General features: G+C 62.1%; 14 protein-coding genes and 2 pseudogenes. 15 read left to right on the top strand and 1 reads right to left on the bottom strand.

The features are described 5' to 3' along the window. The first annotated feature begins 28 nt into the window (after positions 1-28). The 8 genes and pseudogenes from K309_RS37370 (at position 29) to K309_RS0125270 (ending at position 10,801) form a co-directional block, all read left to right on the top strand. Positions 29-3,208 (top strand): AfsR/SARP family transcriptional regulator, encoded by a 3,180-nt coding sequence (locus K309_RS37370; protein ID WP_232232479.1) that lies wholly within the window; start codon positions 29-31, stop codon positions 3,206-3,208. 201 nt (positions 3,209-3,409) lie between these two features. Continuing rightward, complete coding sequence (locus K309_RS0125300; protein ID WP_029049002.1) at positions 3,410-4,795, top strand: FAD-binding oxidoreductase; 1,386 nt, start codon at positions 3,410-3,412, stop codon at positions 4,793-4,795. Positions 4,796-4,855: 60 nt separating this feature from the next. Beyond that, the gene (locus K309_RS41930; RefSeq protein WP_156914450.1) at positions 4,856-5,023 is read left to right on the top strand and encodes a hypothetical protein; all 168 of its coding nucleotides are present in this window, start codon (positions 4,856-4,858) and stop codon (positions 5,021-5,023) included. A 324-nt stretch (positions 5,024-5,347) separates the two neighbouring features. After that, complete coding sequence (locus K309_RS0125290) at positions 5,348-5,572, top strand: hypothetical protein (protein ID WP_029049001.1); 225 nt, start codon at positions 5,348-5,350, stop codon at positions 5,570-5,572. A gap of 272 nt (positions 5,573-5,844) precedes the next feature. Further along, a pseudogene (locus tag K309_RS37365) lies at positions 5,845-5,997 on the top strand (DNA-binding protein); the annotation flags it as partial. Between the two features lie 82 nt (positions 5,998-6,079). Further along, entirely contained in the window at positions 6,080-6,424 is a 345-nt protein-coding gene (locus K309_RS37360; protein WP_369796505.1) for a hypothetical protein, read from the top strand. A 1,055-nt stretch (positions 6,425-7,479) separates the two neighbouring features. Beyond that, the gene (locus K309_RS0125275) at positions 7,480-10,158 is read left to right on the top strand and encodes an excinuclease ABC subunit UvrA (RefSeq protein ID WP_029048999.1); all 2,679 of its coding nucleotides are present in this window, start codon (positions 7,480-7,482) and stop codon (positions 10,156-10,158) included. A gap of 220 nt (positions 10,159-10,378) precedes the next feature. Beyond that, complete coding sequence (locus K309_RS0125270) at positions 10,379-10,801, top strand: hypothetical protein (RefSeq protein WP_029048998.1); 423 nt, start codon at positions 10,379-10,381, stop codon at positions 10,799-10,801. Here K309_RS0125270 and K309_RS37355 read toward each other — a convergent pair. Then, the gene (locus K309_RS37355) at positions 10,779-11,834 is read right to left on the bottom strand and encodes a LacI family DNA-binding transcriptional regulator (RefSeq protein WP_051320596.1); all 1,056 of its coding nucleotides are present in this window, start codon (positions 11,832-11,834) and stop codon (positions 10,779-10,781) included. The two genes, K309_RS0125270 and K309_RS37355, sit on opposite strands and share 23 nt — an antisense overlap. 228 nt (positions 11,835-12,062) lie before the next feature. Between K309_RS37355 and hpsN the strand changes: the two genes are divergently transcribed. The 7 genes and pseudogenes from hpsN to K309_RS40350 all read left to right on the top strand — a co-directional run. Then, complete coding sequence (gene hpsN, locus K309_RS0125260) at positions 12,063-13,373, top strand: sulfopropanediol 3-dehydrogenase (protein WP_029048997.1); 1,311 nt, start codon at positions 12,063-12,065, stop codon at positions 13,371-13,373. 2 nt (positions 13,374-13,375) lie between these two features. Then, positions 13,376-14,158, top strand: a complete 783-nt coding sequence (gene hpsO / locus K309_RS0125255; RefSeq protein ID WP_051320595.1) for a (S)-sulfopropanediol 2-dehydrogenase HpsO — start codon at positions 13,376-13,378, stop codon at positions 14,156-14,158. Between the two features lie 112 nt (positions 14,159-14,270). After that, complete coding sequence (locus K309_RS0125250) at positions 14,271-15,623, top strand: MFS transporter (protein WP_051320594.1); 1,353 nt, start codon at positions 14,271-14,273, stop codon at positions 15,621-15,623. A gap of 56 nt (positions 15,624-15,679) precedes the next feature. Beyond that, on the top strand, positions 15,680-16,693 hold the full coding sequence (locus tag K309_RS0125245) for a galactitol-1-phosphate 5-dehydrogenase (RefSeq protein WP_029048994.1): 1,014 nt from the start codon (positions 15,680-15,682) through the stop codon (positions 16,691-16,693). 131 nt (positions 16,694-16,824) lie between these two features. Beyond that, the gene (locus K309_RS0125240; protein WP_011295856.1) at positions 16,825-17,106 is read left to right on the top strand and encodes a UxaA family hydrolase; all 282 of its coding nucleotides are present in this window, start codon (positions 16,825-16,827) and stop codon (positions 17,104-17,106) included. Positions 17,107-17,165: 59 nt separating this feature from the next. Then, positions 17,166-18,341: a UxaA family hydrolase gene (locus K309_RS0125235; RefSeq protein WP_029048993.1), complete on the top strand. Its 1,176-nt coding sequence runs from the start codon at positions 17,166-17,168 to the stop codon at positions 18,339-18,341. 181 nt (positions 18,342-18,522) lie between these two features. Beyond that, positions 18,523-18,887, top strand: a pseudogene (locus K309_RS40350) (tripartite tricarboxylate transporter substrate-binding protein); the annotation flags it as partial. Positions 18,888-18,961: the final 74 nt, after the last annotated feature.

Raw genomic sequence — 18,961 nt, 5'->3', positions numbered from 1 at the left:
ATCGCTTTGTGTTGCATTGCGCTCCAGTATGACTTCCCACGCCCGCTACTCCGTCTGTTTGTTTGGAGAGTTCCAGCTCGACGGCGCTGACGCGCCCCGGTTTAACGCAAACTCGCCCCGCTTGCAGGCACTGCTCGCCTGCCTTGTCCTGCATCGGGACGCACCGCAGACGCGGCAACAGCTTGCTGTCCTGTTCTGGCCTGATTCCTCGCAGGCACAGGCGCGCAATGCCCTGCGTCAACTGCTGTTTCAGCTGCGTAAGGCCTGGCCGGAGGCAGATCAGTTTGTCCATGCCGATGCGCAAACGGTGCGATGGCTGCCCGATGCGGAGCTCGACCTCGATGTCGCTCAATTCCAGTCCGCGCTTGCGGCAGCAGCCAGGGCCTCGAGGCACGGCGACGCAGGCGCTGAAGAAGAGTCGCTGACGCATGCCGCGGATCTCTATCGCGGTGATCTGCTAGCCAACTGCTATGACGAGTGGATCCACGCCGAGCGCGAAAGGTTGCGCGAACAGTGCATCGCCGCGCTTGCGCGCCTCGGTCAACTGAGTGAGGACCGGCGAGACTATGTAAAGGCGCTGAAGTACACACAGCAGTTGCAGCGGCTCGACCCTTGCCGCGAACCCACTTGCATGGCGCTGATGCGCTTGCATGCGCTGAACCATGATCAAGCATCGGCCATACGCGCCTATCAAAACTGTGTGGAAACGCTCGCTCGCGAATTGGGTGTCCTGCCCGGCGAATCCATGCGCGAGGCCTATGCGCGGCTGGCTGCGCAGGCTGCGTCAATGCAGCGCCAACGCCCGCGGGACGCAATGCTGCCAATGATTGGTCGGCATGGCGAATGGCGCCGGCTTATTGAAGTCTGGCAGCGCACCCAGCTGGGCGACAAGCAGTTTGTCCTGATCCTGGGCGAAGCCGGCATCGGCAAATCGCGCCTGGCAGAGGAACTGCTTGTCCATCTGTCCGAGCAAGGCATCACCGTGGCGCATTCGCGCGCCTATGCGGCCGAGGGCCAGCTGGCGTTTGCACCGGTGACCGGCTGGCTTCGCAGCGCTGCTCTGAGTGGTGCGATTGGCAAGCTCGACAGACTGTGGCTGACCGAGGTCACGCGCCTGTTGCCCGAACTCCTCACGCAGCAATCCGGACTGTCGCCGCCGTCGCCTCTGACCGAGTACTGGCAACGCCAGCGGTTCTTCGAGGCGCTTGCGCGAGCGGTGCTTGCACAAGGCGGGCCATTGCTGTTGCTGCTCGACGACCTCCAATGGTGCGACGGCGAGACGCTTGAATGGCTGCGCTTCCTGATGCGCTTCGACTTGACGGCAAGGCTTATGGTGGTCGCAACGGCGCGGCCAGAGGAAATCATGCAGCTACAGGCGGCGAACAGGTTGCTGGACGCACTGCGCCGCGACGACCAGTTGATCGAGATCTCATTGGGGACACTCGATGCGGCCGAAACGGCAAAGATAGCGGCCCATATCTTGGACCGGCCGCTGGCCGACACGGAAGCAACCCGGCTGTTTGAAGAGAGCGAGGGTAACCCGCTGTTTGCGGTCGAAATGATGCGGGCCCGCTCCGACACCATTCCGGTCGGGAACGCACAGGGCGGCATGGCGTCGAAGTTGCCGCCCAAGGTTTACACCATTATCTCGAACCGGCTAGCGCAGCTTCCTCCGGGGACCCGCGATATTGTCGGGGTTGCTGCAATCATTGGCCGGGCGTTCACGACCGACATCCTCGCCCAGGCAAGCGACCTCGGCGAGGATGCCCTGGCAGGCGCGCTGGACGAGTTGTGGCATCGGCGCATCGTGCGCCAGACGGACAGTAGTGGCTTGGCGTTTGACTTCAGCCATGACAAGATCCGCGACGTGGCATACGCCGAAGTGAGTCCGCTGCAGCGCCGCCGCATGCATTTGCGCGTGGCGCGAGCGCTCGAGCAGGCGCCAGGCGATGCGCCCGACGCGGCAAGCGCGCAGATCGCCTCGCACTATGAGCAGGCTGGCCTGCCAGCCCAGGCGGCGGCATTCTATCGGAGCGCGGCCGGCGTTGCACAGAATGTGTACGCCTATGACGATGCCATTGCGTTGCTGACGCGCGGGCTGGAACAAGCGGACCGGATTGCCGATCCTCAGGAGCGCGCCCGTCAATCGCTGGCCCTCCAACTCGACCTTGCGCCACCGATTCGCATCGCCCGAGGTTGGGCGGCCCCCGAACTGGAAGCGCCGCTGCGACGCGCGGTGGAACTGAGCCGGCTGGCGGGCGACAGACATCAGCAAGCACGCGCCCAGGTCAGCCTTTCATTTTTCCTTGAGGTCAGGGCGGAGCTTGCACAGGCACGCAGCCTGAGCGAGGAACTGCTTGCGGGTTTGGGCACTTCGGGTTCCGGTACGTACTCAGTGATGGCATGGACCTGCGTCATGGGCAGCCTGGTCCAGCAAGGCGACTGGATGGCCGCCGAGCCGGCGTATCAGCGCGCGCACGCGGCTTATGACCAAACCCAGCACGCCGAGCATGCGTCCCTGATGGGCGGTAACTTCGGCGTGCTGGCTGCCGCGTGGTCGGCGCACGCACTATGGTTCAGGGGGCTTGCCGATCAGGCCCTTCAGCGTGGACACGAAGCGCTGGACATGGCGAACCGGGTAGCGCACCCGTTTTCGCAGGCGCTCGCGCTGTCATATCTCGCCACGCAGCATGCGCTGCGGGGTGAGCACGATCTCACGCTGCACTACGCCCGCCGGGCGCAGGAGATCGCCGAGCAGTACCACGTAGGCTACTACCTCGCCTGGGCAGGCGTGCTGCTCGCCTGGGCGAAAGCAAAGCAGTCGCCAGGCGCCGACGCAGTGGCGGCGATGCAGACGGCGATCGAGGGCTTTCACGCGACGGGCGCACGCCTGCGTTTGCCGCTCTACCTCGGCATGCTCGCGGAATGCCTGGGCGATGTGGGAGAGACCGAGGCGGCGTTGGCGGCGTTGGACGAGGCATTCGAATGCGCAGAGCGCACCGGCGAGCACTGGGTGAACGCCGAGCTGTACCGTCTGCGCGGTGAATTGCTGCTTCGCAGCAGCGCCAACCTTGCCGAAGCTGAGTCATCGTTGACCAAGGCGATCGAGATCGCCACAGCCCAACGCGCGCTCCCGCTTGAACTGCGGGCTACCCTGTCATGGACAGCGCTGCGCATCTCGCAGGGCGCGTCGGTCCGGATGAGGTGATTGGGGCGCCGCTTGCGCGATTCACCGAGGGTTTCGATCAGCCCGACGTCGTCAGGGCGCGGGCCTTACTTGCGCGTTAATCCCGGCCCGACCGCCGCGGGGCCCGTCGGGAGCCGAATCCCCCTTGTAACGGCGCACCTAACGCTTTCGAAACGCCGAGGTTGCTAAAACTCCTGCATACCAGCCGGACAGGAGGCAACCATGGAAGCTTCGTTGAGCGAACCCGTCGCGACGGATCTCAAGGCGCATTTTCGGGGCCAACTGATTCAACCGGGCGATGCGGCTTACGACCAGGCACGTGCCGTGTACAACGGCATGATCGACAAGCATCCTGCGCTCATCGCGCGCTGCGTCGATGTCGCGGATGTCATCGCGGCGGTGAACGCCGCGCGCGACGGCGGGATGCTGCTGGCCGTGCGTGGGGGCGCGCACAATGGCGCCGGGCTCGGCACCTGCGATGGCGGACTGGTGATCGACCTGTCGCCAATGAAGGGGGTGTTTGTCGATGCCGGACGCAAGACGCTGCGGGTTGGCGGTGGCTGCACATGGGGCGACGTGGATCACGCCGCCAGTGCCTACGGGCTGGCGACGCCGAGTGGCTTCATCTCGACAACTGGCGTGGGCGGACTGACGCTCGGCGGCGGCATCGGCTACCTCAGCCGCGCCTACGGCCTGACGATCGACAATCTGCTCGGCGCCGAGGTCGTGCTGGCCGACGGGCGTGTCGTCACCGCAAGTGAAGAGGAAAACGCCGACCTGTTCTGGGCATTGCGCGGCGGCGGTGGCAACTTCGGCGTGGTGACCTCATTCGAGTTCAAGGCTCATCCCCTTGCCACGGTCTATGGTGGCCCCATGCTATGGCCGATGGAGCAGGCACGCGAGCTGATGACATGGTGGCGCGACTTCATCCTGAGCGCGCCGCAGCACATCAATGGCTGGTTCGGTTTCGTCACGGTGCCGCCTGTCCCGCCATTCCCAGAGGAAGTTCACCTGCAAAAAATGTGCGCCGTGGTCTGGTGCTACACCGGGCCGCTCAATCAGGCCGAGACGCATTTCCGCCAGATTCGCCAGGCGGTTCCGCCGGCGGTGGACTTTGCCGGGCCGATCCCCTGGCCAGCCCTGCAGAGCCTGTTCGACGGACTGTATCCGGCGGGCCTGCAGTGGTACTGGAAAGCCGACTTCGTCAGCGACCTGAGCGACAAGGCCATCGATCTGCACATCAAGTACGCGCAGCAATTGCCGTCGATGCACTCGACCATGCATCTGTATCCGATCAATGGCGCAGCGCATCGTGCCGGTTGCGACGACACGGCCTTCAGCTACCGCGATGCCAACTTTGCCAGCGTGATTGTCGGCGTGGATCCCGACCCGGCCAACAACGATCGCATCGTGCAGTGGGCGAAGGACTACTGGCTGGCTCTGCATCCTCACTCTGCTGGCGGCGGCTACATCAACATGATGATGGACGAGGGGAACGACAGCGTGAAGGCGTCCTATCGCGACAATTACGCGCGACTCGCGCAGATCAAGCGCAAATACGATCCGGCCAACCTGTTCCGCGTGAATCAGAACATCTGGCCCGCCTGACGCAACACGATTGCGACGTGGGCGCAGGTACCCCTTTGCATCCCGCGGAAGGAGACTTTCATGAACAGGTTGTTGTGCATGGGATTTGCAGCGTTGATGCTTGCTTGCGCCGGTTGCCGCGACACCGGGGCCACCGCAGATGGCTCCAGCGATAACGCCATGGGTGCTATCGCGAGCACGGGCGAGCGAGCAAATGGAGAGCTGCATTCGCTGTACCTGTTGCGCTAAAGCGCATTCGGACACACAGGGCGCACGCCTGCACAACCAAAGGAGACTGGCCCGCGTGGAAAGGTTGACGGGCCTTCACTGACGTCGCTGGCGCCGCTGTTCGTGATGCTCCGATGGCTACACTGAGGGCGCTCTTTCGCCGCATCCGCACTAACTGATCCAGAGTCCGGCGCGACGTCGCTACCACAAGATGGCAGTCGGCACGCGCCAGGCAACGGCTTGCACGGCAGAGGCGATCCCGTGCGGCCCGTGCCGTTCCGTCTGATCGCCTGCACGAGGAGTGCGGCCGCAGCAGCGCCGCCGACACCCCTGTTGGAGATAGCAATGCGTAAGAATCTTGCCAAGACCCTGCTTGCCACTGTCGCACTCGCCGCCGGCCTCAGTCAGACCGCCCACGCCGGTGCATATGCTGATGCACTGATCGTTGCCGTGTCGGGACACAACGGCCAGCGCGACGCCTTTACCGATGGGGGGCGCATCAGCTCTCGCGATGGCTTCACCGACGGCGCGCGCAGCGGTGCACGCGACAGCGGGGCATGCCTGTCCTGAGCCGGGGCAGGGCAACGGAGCGGCTTCTCGGAGCCGCTCAAGGTTTTGCGAGTTGCCTTAGAGGGTAATTGTCCGAACCGTCGAATTGTAACGATGACGGTCCGGAAAGCTGCACTGGTAAAGCCGATTTCGCATCCATCGAGATTTATGACAAGCCTCTGAATCACAAGGATGCAGGCCAAGACCTGATGCTGGTGCGAGATCCTTTTGCCGCCAAGGCTTAGCCGATGACGCGGCTGCTGTCCGTCATCGACCACAAGCGTCGAGCCTGTGAGAAGGGCGAGATCCCGTTCCGTAAGGTCAACACGCATCGGCGCGTCCGCTATCAGGAGGTTGTCAGCTACAAGCAGCGCATTGATGGCGAGCGACGCAAGGCACTTGATGAACTTGCAGCACAGGCCCAAGAGTTGGACATGGGCTATTGAGCATGACTTCCAACTTCGCTGTAGTCTACGATGCTTGCGTTCTCTATCCTGCTTCGCTGGGCGATCTGCTGATCGGCTCGCGGTGACGGATCTGTACCGTGGAAAGTGGACGAATCAAATTCATGACGAGTGGATTCGCAACCTCCTCGCGCGGCGGCCGGAGCTTTCCGCGGATCGCCTTGCAGGCACTCGCGAACTGATGAACCGAAGTGTTCGGGATTCGCTAGTTTTCGGCTATGAGCACCTTAATGAATCCATTGAATTGCCTGACCCTGACGATCGACATGTGGTTGCGGCCGCAATTCATAGCGGCTCGGAGAGAATCATCACGTTCAATATGAAAGACTTCCCCGCAAGCCGCACCCTTTCGGCGCAGGGCCTGACGCAAACGGTGTTGATCCTAACGCAGTACAGTCTGGCAATCTAAATCCCCAGCCTCATCTTGGCATTCCGCCGCGACAGAAGATACTGGGCCTCCAGACATTGGCAGCTGCAGCGAGCTTACGGTTTTCGTCCGTTTGCATAATTTTGTTCCCGCTGGTCGCACGCCAGTTCGCCGTTTTCGAGGTGCCGAGAACAATTTTATGCAAAGAAATCTTGCAGAACATTGTTCTTCCGGCCGACGTTTTGCGTAATTTTGTTCCTTTCCCGGCGGATCGGTCAGCCGGTGCGCAGCCCGCTGCAGCTTGCGAAGCCGAGGACGGCCGCCGTTAGGGGCACCGCGTGCACCGTCGTGCGATCAAGGGCCAATCCGGGGCACGCCGGCGGAGGCTGCAAGGCGGCCGCCGCGCGCCTTCCCGCGGCGCTCCTTGGCCTGGCCCAGGGGGGCCAGGAACAAAAATCTGCAAAATCCGGGAACAGTTTTATGCAAACCGACGATAACGTCGCGACGCACAGTCGATTGCCTTGCCTTTTTGACCTAACGCCCGAAGGGCGATTTTTTGCGGGGGGTGATGCTTAATGAGACGCCAGCCGGCTGCGGTCGCAGCCAGTTGCTCAGTCCACTGTCGGCGCGCTGACGCTGGAGGCAGGCGCAAAGTCGAAATGGGCCGCGGCATACAAGCCTTGCACGCCCAAACTTCTTCACCGTGCTGATAGAAGACGACCCATTTGCCGTCGCTGCGCGTCAAACCGCGCTGCGGCTACGCGCATGTAGCAAATTGCACTTTCTGGCAATAAGCCTTCACTCCGAGAGAGTCTGGCATGTTTCCTGCGTCGCGAGAGCCATTGCCACGTTGCCCATGAGCATTTGGCGTGCGGCGCCAACGCGTGCCAGCCACGCGACGGCGCAGGGAAGCAGCAGAGAGCGCTCACGTCTGCGTGTTGACGGTAGACGTGAATTGTGTGGACGCCCGCATCTTGCGGAGCACGCGGCGCTGCCAGGCCGGGTATGAAGTCGCTGGAAATACTTAGATCCGGTCGGCAATTTGTGCAAGAAGGGCGGCCGGAAGGCGATGCCGAACGAACACGGCACCAATTCGTATGAGCGATGAAAAACGACAGAGCCAAGTGAGCCCGCAGAACGACCCGTTGCCGGCTGCTGCCGGCGGCGTGGCGGACAACTTCGTCCGCGTGCGCGGCGCGCGCGAGCACAACCTCAAGAACGTCGATGTTGATATTCCGCGCAATGCGCTGGTGGTGTTTACCGGGGTATCGGGTTCCGGCAAGTCGTCTCTGGCGTTCGGCACGCTGTACGCCGAAGCGCAGCGGCGCTACTTCGAGTCGGTGGCACCCTATGCCAGGCGGCTGATCGACCAAGTGGGCGTTCCGGAGGTGGATGCCATCGAGGGGTTGCCGCCCGCCGTCGCGCTGCAGCAGCAGCGCGGTGCGCCAAACGCGCGCTCCACGGTTGGCAGCGTCACCACGCTGGCGAGCCTTGTGCGCATGTTGTATTCCCGCGCCGGCACCTATCCCCCCCGGCAGCCAATGCTGTATGCGGAGGACTTCTCGCCTAACACGGTGCAGGGCGCCTGCCCCATGTGCCATGGCCTGGGGCGTACCTATGATGTCAGCGAGCAGTCAATGGTGCCGGACGATTCATTGTCGATCCGCGAGCGCGCGATCGCCGCATGGCCGCCCGCATGGCACGGGCAGAACTTGCGCGACATCCTGGTCACGCTCGGTTACGACGTGGACAAGCCGTGGCGCGAGTTGCCAAAAAGGGACCGCGACTGGATCTTGTTCACGGAGGAGCAGCCTTCGGTGCCGGTATATGCCGGATTCACGCCCAAGGAAGTCCGCGCCGCGCTAAAGCGCAAGATGGAGCCCAGCTACCAGGGAACGTTCACCGGCGCACGCCGCTATGTTCTGCAGACATTTGCCACGACGCAGAGCGCGCTGATGAAGAAGCGGGTCGGGCAATACATGATCGGACGGGAATGCCCGGCGTGCCACGGCAAGCGACTGAAGAAAGAAGCGTTATCGGTGGAATTCGCGGGTATGGACATCGGTGCGTTCGCGAGTCTTCCGCTTGCCCGCGTCGCGGAGATCATGCGCCCGATCGCGCGGGGAGAGTGGGCGGGCGCCGAGGATGCATCCGGCGCGGTACTGAGCAAGAACGCGATGCGCGCTGCCACCGCGCGGCGCGTGGCGGCGGGGGGATCCGCGCACAAGGCGGCGCCCGATGTGCGGCGCACGCCCAACCTCTCCGACGAAAAGCGGCTGGCCGCGCAGCGCATCGCGGAAGAGTTGATGGAACGGTTGTCGACGCTCATCGATCTCGGCTTGGGCTATCTGTCGCTGGACCGCAGCACACCGACGCTGTCGTCGGGCGAATTGCAACGTCTGCGGCTGGCCACGCAGTTGTCTTCCCAACTGTTCGGCGTGGTCTATGTCCTCGACGAACCATCGGCTGGGCTGCATCCGGCCGATGGCGAGGCGCTGCTGCTGGCGTTGCGACGGTTGAAGGCGGCGGGCAACTCGCTGTTCGTGGTCGAGCATGACATGGAGACCATGCGCAACGCGGACTGGATCGTAGACGTGGGACCAGCTGCGGGCGAGGGCGGCGGGCGTGTGCTCTACAGCGGGCCACCTGATGGACTCGCCGCAGTGCAGGCATCGCGTACCGCAGCGTATCTTTTTGGCCAGCGACAGGTGCCGCTGCGAACCTCGCGCGACCCGGCGGGTTGGCTGAAACTCGTGCATGTATCGCGCAACAATCTGCACAAGATCGATGCCGCGATACCGCTGAGTTGCTTCACGGCGGTGACAGGGATCTCAGGATCTGGCAAATCGAGCCTCATCAGCCAGGCATTGCCGGAACTGGTGAACCGGTATCTGGGCCGCGTGAACGATAGCGACGCCGACGAGGAACGCGATCCGTTGTTCGCGGTGACGGATGCCCCGACGGGAGGCCGCGTCGCGGGCGGCATGGAGACTGTGCGCAGGCTGGTGCGCGTCGATCAAAAGCCCATTGGCCGCACGCCGCGGTCGAACCTCGCCACCTACACCGGGCTGTTCGATCATGTGCGCAAACTGTTTGCGGGCACCTCCGCGGCACGCAAGCGACGCTATACGCCAGGACGCTTTTCCTTCAATGTGGCGCAGGGCCGTTGCCCGACCTGCGAAGGCGAGGGCTTTGTTAGCGTGGAGCTGCTGTTCCTGCCGAGTGTCTATGCACCCTGTTCCGCTTGCCACGGCACGCGCTATCAGCCGCAGACGCTGGAAATCTGCTGGCAGGGCCGGAATATCGCTGAAGTCCTGGACCTGACCGTCGATGCGGCATGCGAAGTCTTCGCTGACGAACCCGCGGCGATGAGATCGCTGAAGGCGTTGCGCGACATCGGACTGGGCTATCTTCGGCTGGGGCAACCGGCCACCGAACTGTCCGGCGGAGAGGCGCAACGCATCAAACTCGCCACTGAACTGCAACGAGCGCAGCGGGGCGACACGCTTTACGTGCTGGACGAACCCACCAACGGCCTGCATCCGGCCGATGTGGACCGCTTGCTCGTGCAACTTCAGGAACTGGTCGATGCGGGAAATACAGTCGTAGTCGTCGAACACGACATGCGTGTCGTGGCACAGGCGGACTGGGTGATCGACATGGGTCCCGGTGCTGGAGACGAGGGCGGTCGCGTCGTAGCTTGCGGTCGCCCCCCGGAGATCACCGGCGTGGCGGCGAGCCGGACGGCGGAATATTTGGCAAGGGAATCAGGTTGATCTTGTACTGGTCGGCTCTTGCCGACCCACTGCGGCCATCCGATCCGGTACCACCTCGGCGGCAGCTATCGAGATACAAGGGACATTCGTTCGATAGCGTTTCATTCTTCCGTCCGTATGGACGCTGGCATTCTGGTGGCGTCGCGAGCTCTATCTAAGTGTTGGCCGGCACCAACGTGTGCCGCGACGCTACCGGGGCCGCGATGCCAATGACGGTAGGTTGCATTTCGACGACGACCTGGAAGCCAATCTGCGCGCGGCCGATCGAAGCTTGGAAACGTTCGTGGCGACGATCAACGCGCATTTCGCGCCAACAGGCGGGCTCGACGTCGAGCCCGCCCCCGACAAGCCCTGTGTTCCTGCCCGGACGATGGCTCATTCGCCAGCGCTGCTCGATGCACGCGCGGAGCGCGTTGGCAGCGTGATCTGGGCCACCGGCTACAGCTTCGACTTCGGTTGGATCGAGCTGCCCGAGGTGTTCGATGTGGCCGGGGCGCCCATCCACAGCCGCGGCATCACCGACATGCCGGGGCTGTACTTCCTTGGCCTGCCATGGCTGCATAAACGGAAGTCGAGTTTCCTCGCGGGAGTCGGAGAGGACGCGGCTCATATCGCCGCGGCTATCGCTGACGAGGGGGGATAACGACGGCCGGGTAATCCTCGTCACCCAAAGGTGGAGCCGCGGTGCCGCGCTGAATCAGTGAAATTGGCATCTCCGTACGGCCAGGTTCCGTTCCGTCCTGCAGCCATCGCAATAAAGCTTCCGCAGTCTTCTTCCCCAACAAGCTACTTTCCAACGCTACGGTTGTGAGGCCCGGCGTGACTTCGGCCGAAATCGGTAGGTCGTCGCAGCCAACGATCGAAAGCTGATCAGGCACTTTGAGGTTTAGCGCTGTTGCCTCGAACAGACAACCGAGCGCTAGCACGTCATTGCCACAAAAGATCGCCGTAGGCCTGGTCGATGCATCGCGAAGTATGTTTCGCAGTCCGGTGCGGCCTCCTGCAAACGAGTAAGGCTGCTCGCAGGCCGCGCCGGGAAGGATTTCAGCACGCAGAGCTCGCAAAGTGTTGACAAAGCCTTCGGTGCGTAATCGTGCGCGATCGTTGTTTCGCGAGATACCAGAAATCATGCCGAAGTGCCGATGCCCAAGATCGAACAGGTATCTGGCCGCGAGCGCTCCGATTTCAAAGTTATCGAACCCGATGCAGGGGCACTGGTTCGACAATGCCCATGTGATGATAGTCCGCGTGCCCGATTGTCGTAGGACTGACAGCGTTTCAGGAGCGTGGTCGGCGCCGACGAGGACCATGGCGTCGACGGCGCGCTCTGACAACGCACGGACGACATCTATCTCGGCTTGAGAATCGTAGTTGTGGGAGCCTAGGAGGAGTTGGTAGCCGTTCGCGGCCAACACACCCTGCATCCCTTGGATGGCATGCGAGAAGATGGCGTTGTCCAGAGTAGGCACGACCGCTGCGATTGTGCGGGAACGACCGGAAGCCAACGTCCGTGCGGAAGCGTCCGGGACATATCCGAGTGCCTGAATGGCATGTCGCACACGGGCCAAAGTCTCTTCACGCACCAACGAGGGTGAGGAAAGTGTCCGCGAGACCGTCGCCATGGAGACTCCGGCGAGCCTCGCTACATCTTCAAGTTTCGTTTTCGGCACTTTCATTGCTCCCCGTCCAGTGTCTTATTGTCGCCGATCTGTGAGGGGTGCTCTAGCGACTACAAGTTGGGCGCGGACAGATCGGGGAAAACCCTTTCTTGCGGCTCGCCGCGGACGCGCTATCCTTTGCATGAAAGCGCTTACATTTGCGGCACGACGCATTTTGTGGGTCATTTCTCAGAAAATGAAAGCGATTACATTCATGCCCCTACCCCAACCTGAGGACTTGCAGAAATGATTTCGTATCTGAAAAAAGCGGAAAAGACGCCCCAGACCGAAACGGCGACAGCACAGAAGGTCGTGACAGAGATGCTTGCCGAGATCCAGGCGCGCGGTGAAGACGCCGTGCGTCAGTACGCCAAACAACTCGACGGCTGGAATGGCGATATTGTCCTTACGTCCGATCAGATCCGGGAGCAGACCAAGGACGTGCCGGCGGCCGTGCGCGCCGACATTGACTTCGCCATTCGGCAGGTCACCGATTTCGCACTGGCGCAGCGCGATTCCTTGAAAGAGTTCTCCGTCGAACTGCATCCGGGCGTCACCGCGGGACAACGGGTGCTGCCAGTCAATGTGGTCGGTTGCTACGCACCGGCAGGACGTTACGCGCACATCGCGTCAGCGTATATGGGCGTGGCGACTGCCAAGGCGGCCGGCGTCAAGACTGTAGTGGCGTGCTCGAGCCCGTTCCGCGGCCAAGGCATTCATCCGCACGTCCTTTACGCCTTCCAGGCGGCCGGCGCCGACGTCATCATGGCGCTGGGCGGGGTTCAAGCGATCGCATCCATGGCCTATGGTCTCTTCACTGGCAAGCCGGCCGACGTGGTGGTGGGTCCGGGCAACAAGTTTGTGGCCGAGGCCAAGCGGACGCTGTACGGTCAAGTCGGCATTGACGTGTTCGCCGGACCGTCGGAAGTCGCCGTCATCGCCGATGAGACGGCCGACCCGGCCATCGTCGCCAGCGACCTCGTCGGACAAGCCGAGCACGGCCATGAGTCGCCCGCCTGGCTGTTCACCACTTCGCGCGATCTGGCCGATCGTGTCATGGCGCTGGTGCCGGAACTGATCGCCAAGCTTCCCCCGACCGCCCGCGATGCCGCCACCGCCGCTTGGCGTGATTACGGCGAGGTGATCCTGTGCGACACCCGTGAGGAGGTGGTGGATATCTCCGATCGTTATGCCTCCGAGCATCTGGAGGTCCACACGGCGGATCTCGACTGGTGGCTGGCCAATCTGACCTGTTATGGCTCGCTCTTCCTCGGTGAGGAAACGACCGTGGCGTTCGGCGACAAAACCAGCGGGCCCAACCACGTGCTTCCGACCAAGGGCGCAGCGCGTTACTCCGGCGGCCTGTCCGTACACAAGTTTATGAAGACGCTGACGTGGCAACAAATGACGCGTGAAGCGACGCGCCAGATTGGCCAGGTGACGGCTCGCATCTCGCGGCTTGAAGGCATGGAAGCGCATGCCCGTACTGCGGATGACCGCATGCTGAAGTACTTCCCCAACACGTCCTTCGAAATGGGCACGCCGGTGGAGGTGTAACCATGATCGGACTGCAAAATGCAGGGAGGCTTGCGCCTGATCTTTCGGGAAGGCAGGCGCTCGTAACAGGCGGCAGTTCCGGTATCGGAGAGGCCATTGCTACCGCGATGGGCCAGGCCGGCGCGCGAGTGATTCTCGCGGCGAGACGCCAGTCCCAGCTCGATGCTGCAGCATCACGCCTCGACGCCATGGGAATCGCGGTCGATACACACGTGTGCGATGTGTCCGATCTTGATGCCATTCCGGTTGCGGCGAATGCGCTGCAACAGCAACATGGCACGATCGATATCCTAGTCAATGCGGCCGGCATGAACCTGCGTGAAACGTATGCAAGCGTCACGCCGTCTTCGTGGCGGCTCCAGCTCGACACCCATCTCGGCGCGCCGTTTTTCCTCACGCAGGCGCTGGCACCCGCGATGCAGGCTCAGGGGTGGGGACGCATACTGAACATCGCTTCCCTGCAGTCGTACCGTGCCTTCGCCAACAGTGCACCGTATGGCGCGGCAAAAGGCGGCATCGTCCAACTCACGCGAGCTATTGCCGAAGAGTGGTCTCGTCACGGAATCACTTGCAACGCAATTGGTCCGGGCTTTTTCCCGACAGCGCTGACAGGTCCCGTGTTCGCGGATGCCGGTCTCACGGAGTATCACGCCAGCCGCACGTGTATCGGGCGCAATGGCGAACTAGCGGACCTGCACGGATTGGTCGCCTTCTTGGCCAGCGATATGGCAGCGTACATCACTGGCCAGACTTTCATGGTTGACGGAGGCTATACGGCTCGGTAAGCAACGCGGAAACCCATAAGGGCGGCGCGCGGCAAAAGTGTCACCGCTGCCCGTACCGAAAATAGCGCCTCTGACGCGCAGCCACGGGACAAGACCTAATTAGGAGACAAGCATGACGAAGCAGGCAACGGCGGTGCAGTCCGCCCAGGACGCGGGGCGCAAACTGCGGCAGGTTGTTACGTCGAGCACGATTGGCGCGATGGTTGAGTGGTACGACTTCTTCCTTTACGGGGTGGTAGCCGGCCTCGTGTTCAACAAGCTGTATTTCCCTTCAACTGATCCCGTAGTGGGTACGCTGCTGGCCTATGCAACCTTCGCGGCAGGCTTTGTGGCCCGGCCGCTTGGGGGTGTGATTTTCGGACACTTCGGCGATACCCTGGGTCGCAAGCGCATGCTGGTACTGACGCTGATGATCATGGGCGTGGCGACTACCGCCATCGGCCTGATTCCCACCTATGAACAGATTGGTGTTTGGGCGCCGATCCTGTTACTGGTGTGTCGGGTAGCGCAGGGGATTGGCCTAGGTGGCGAGTGGGGCGGCGCGGTGCTGATGACGTTCGAGAGCGCTCCACGCGGGCGTCGCGGCTTCTTCGCGAGTCTGCCGCAGACAGGCATGTCCCTCGGACTGGTACTGGCGAGCGGCGTCATCGCCATCCTTTCGCTGCTACTCTCCGACAAGGATTTCCTCGCATGGGGCTGGCGCATTGCCTTCTTGCTCAGCGCAGTGATGGTCTTTATCGGTTCGTACATGCGCTCCCATGTGGAGGAGTCCCCGGAATTTGCGGCTACCCAGCATGAGCGCGAGGATCCGCCCGGACTTCCATTCTTCGCCATGCTTCGTCAATATCCCGGCGTAGTGCTTGCCTGCATGGGCGCGCGCTTCATCGATGGCGTCTTCTTCAACGTGTTCGGCGTCTTCTCGCTGGCTTACCTCACGCAGACGCTGAAGCTGTCGCGTGACCAGGCGTTGCTGGGCGTGCTGATCGGTGCCGGTGTGATGACGTTCTTCATTCCGCTGTGGGGCGCCGTATCCGACCGTGTCGGGCGGCCCATCGTCTACGGTACTGGCGCGCTGCTCGCAGGTCTGTCGGCCTTCCCGGCATTCTGGCTGATGCAGCATTCCGGTGGCAATGTGCTGCTGGTCTGGGCGGCGATCATAGTTCCGTTCGGCATCTTCCACGCGGCGGTGTTCGGCACGATGTCGTCGATGTTCTCCGAAGTTTTTGATCCTCGTGTTCGATATACCGGCATCTCCTTTGTCTACCAGTTTGCCGGCGTGTTTGCGGGAGGATTGACGCCCATCATCGCCACCTGGCTTAACGCAAAGGCGGGCGGGGAACCCTGGTATTTGTGCGCGTACGTACTGGCAATCGGCATCATGAGCGCCGCCTGCACGATGTGGATTGCCTTTCGGTCGGCGCACGCCAACCGCGTAAGCCTGAGGCCTTCCAAGGTCCATGGCTGACGCGCGGCTCCCCTTCATCACCTGCAATAACACCCGATTCAGGATTAGGTAAACCCATGAAAGCTATCGTCTATACCCAACCGGACGCTGTCGCGGTCCTGGACCGAGACATGCCGGACCTGGAGCCCGGTGAGATTCTGTTGCGCATCGATGCCAGCGGCATCTGCGGGTCAGATCTCCACGCCTACCATGGTCACGACCCCCGCCGGAAGCCCGGCCTGGTCCTCGGCCACGAGTTCGCCGGCACCGTGGTCGCTTCTTCCGATGAAGCGCGCATGCCCGTCGGTCAGCGCATCACGGCGAACCCTCTTGTTACCTGCGGTCACTGCGAATACTGCCTCCAGGGGCGTGACAACCTCTGCGCTAATCGCGGCATGGTTGGCATGTGCCGGCCCGGCGCAATGTCCGAATATCTGGCGATCCCGACTCGCTGCGCTATCCGGATCCCGGACACGCTACCGAGCGTCAGTGCAGCGCTGACCGAGCCAGCAGCTACTGCGCTCCATGCCGTCAACCTCACGATGCGCGCGATGAACCGCCCCTTGCCTGAGGCGCGTGTGCTGATCATCGGCGGTGGAGCGATAGGCATGCTGACCGCCGCTTTGGTGACGTCTTATGGCTGCAAACGTGTATGCGTTGCCGAGACCAATGCGCTCCGACAGGCGTCGGTAAGCCGGCATCTTGGATGCGAGGTGATCGATCCAATCGCCAGTCCACCTCCCGAATCCGCCTTCGATGTAGTCATCGATGCTGTTGGTGCCGCTCCAACCCGCAACCTTGCCATTGCCGCGACGCGACCCGGGGGGGTTGTCATGCATATCGGCTTGCAAGCGTGGTCGAGCGAGATCGATATGCGCAAATTGACCCTTGCCGAGTTGACGCTGCTGGGAACTTACACCTACACGATGTCCGACATGCACGCCACTGTTCGGGCCCTGGAGCACGGCAACTTTGGCTCGCTGGAATGGGTAGAAACACGTTCTTTGGCCGATGGCCCGGCCGCTTTTGCCGACCTTGCCGCGGGGCGGGTGGCAGCGGGGAAGGTCGTGCTGATTCCTGAGCTCGCCTAACGAAAGTCCCACCCCGTAACCACATACGCAATCATTTTTTTTTCCATCACGTCATATATATGATGTAGTTACCATATATGAGTTGGCTGCCTAAGATGAATTTACCGATGACCCACATGAAGGAGACAAAGATGATTCACGTAGTACTACATGACGCCAAGGACACCGTTGCGGTGGCCGTGGTCGAGGGGATTGAGCCGGGCACCAAGCTGAACGCCTGGATCATGGACGAGGACAAGGTCATCACCGTTACCGCGCTCCAGCCAATCCCCATCGGCCACAAGGTCGCGTTGCGCGACATGGACGTGAACGAGACGGTCTACAAGTACGGCATCGACATCGGCAAGGTTGTCGCGCCGATCAAGGCTGGTGAACACGCTCACGTTCACAACATCAAGACCAAGCGCTGGTAAGCCGCACCACCGCCTCCCTCCGAATCCACCTTTTCAACAAAGCACCCGAGGACCACGTCATGTCCGTGATTGACCAAAACACCACTTTCTGGGGCTACCGCCGCGGCAACGGTCGCGTGGGCGTTCGTAACCACGTCATCATTCTGCCGCTGGACGATCTGTCCAACGCCGCCGCCGAAGCCGTCGCTGTTGCCATCAAGGGCACGATGGCTATTCCTCATCCGTATGGCCGCCTGCAGTTTGGTCCGGACCTCGACTTGCACTTCCGCACCCTGATTGGCGCGGGCAGCAACCCCAACGTCGCCGCGGTAGTGGTGATCGGTATCGAAGACGGCTGGACAAAGAAAGTCGTTGACGGCATTGCCAAGACCGGAAAGCCGGTGGTGGGCTTTGGCATCGAGGGCCACGGCGACCACGAGACCATCATGCGGGCATCGAAGGCGGCGAAGGAGTTCGTGCAATACGCCACGACGCTGCAACGCGTGGAGTGCCCGATCAGCGAACTGTGGGTGTCGACCAAGTGCGGCGAGTCGGACACCACTTCCGGCTGCGGTGCCAACCCGACGGTCGGCAATGCCTTCGATAAGCTCCATCCGCTTGGCACCACGCTGGTGTTCGGCGAGACCTCGGAGCTGACTGGCGGCGAGCACATCGTCGCCGCCCGTTGCGCTAACGACGACGTGCGCAATAAGTTCATGGAAATGTTCGAGCGCTACCAGGGCATGATCGACCGCTGGAAGACCTCAGACCTTTCCGAGTCGCAGCCGACCAAGGGAAATATCGCTGGAGGTCTCACCACGATTGAGGAGAAGGCGCTCGGCAACATCCAGAAGATCGGCAAGAAGTGCACCGTCGATGGTGTATTGGATAAGGCGGAAGAGCCGAACCATCCGGGCCTCTGGTTCATGGACTCATCATCGGCCGCTGCCGAGATGGTCACGCTCTGCGCCGCCGCGGGCTATGTCGTCCACTTCTTCCCGACGGGCCAAGGCAATGTGATCGGCAACCCGATCATCCCAGTCATCAAGCTGTGCGCCAACCCGCGTACGGTCCGTCTCATGAGCGAGCACATGGACGTGGACTGCTCGGGGCTGCTGCAACGCGAACAGACGCTGGACCAGACTGGCGACAAGCTGCTGGAATGCATGTTGGAGACTGTCAATGGCCGATGGACTGCGGCTGAGGCGCTCGGGCATCGTGAGTTCGTGCTGACCCGCATCCATGAGTCCGCGTAACGACACCGCACTGCATCAGTGAAGATAGGAATTCCTTCGCGGTGCAGGGGCTGGGCACCCGGCTTCGACTTACGGGACGAGCCGGGCTACGTCGGCATGCGCAACAACCTGGTCGAGGCTCTTAACGGTGCCCCGGTGCTGATTGTCGTATGGGCACCCAGGTAGATGCGGGGCTGCTGGCTTCTCCAATTTTCCAGAGTCGCTGGCATATGTGAAGTCAGGCAAGCTGCGCGCCCTGGCGGTGACCACGCGTGAGCGTCATCCGCTGCAGACCTGACGTACCAACCGTGACCGAGGTCGGCTATCCGGACTTGATTGTCGAAAACTGGACTGGTTTGTTGATGCCCGCTGGCACGCCGCGCGCTACTGTCGACAAGGTTGCCACCTTCGATTCACGCATGTTGGCATCTGAAACCGGAAGCAATCGCATTATCGCGGCGGGTATTACGTCTGCCCCAGAACGGCCTGCCGTTTGCTGAATACTTTAGCGCGGAAGTGACGCGGTGGGCAAAGCTCATTGAAGAGAGGCTCATCAGAGTTGAGTGACAGCAAGTCCCCGGTAATTAAGGAGCAAGACCGGCCGGGAAGCCGGTCTGTTGATGAGGTTTAACGTAATCGAG

The sequence above is a fragment of the Cupriavidus phytohabitans genome, from assembly GCF_000426345.1.
Lineage (GTDB): Bacteria > Pseudomonadota > Gammaproteobacteria > Burkholderiales > Burkholderiaceae > Cupriavidus.
The sequence above is the reverse complement of the archived record's forward strand: the minus strand, read 5'-3'. Positions and strand labels throughout refer to the sequence as shown.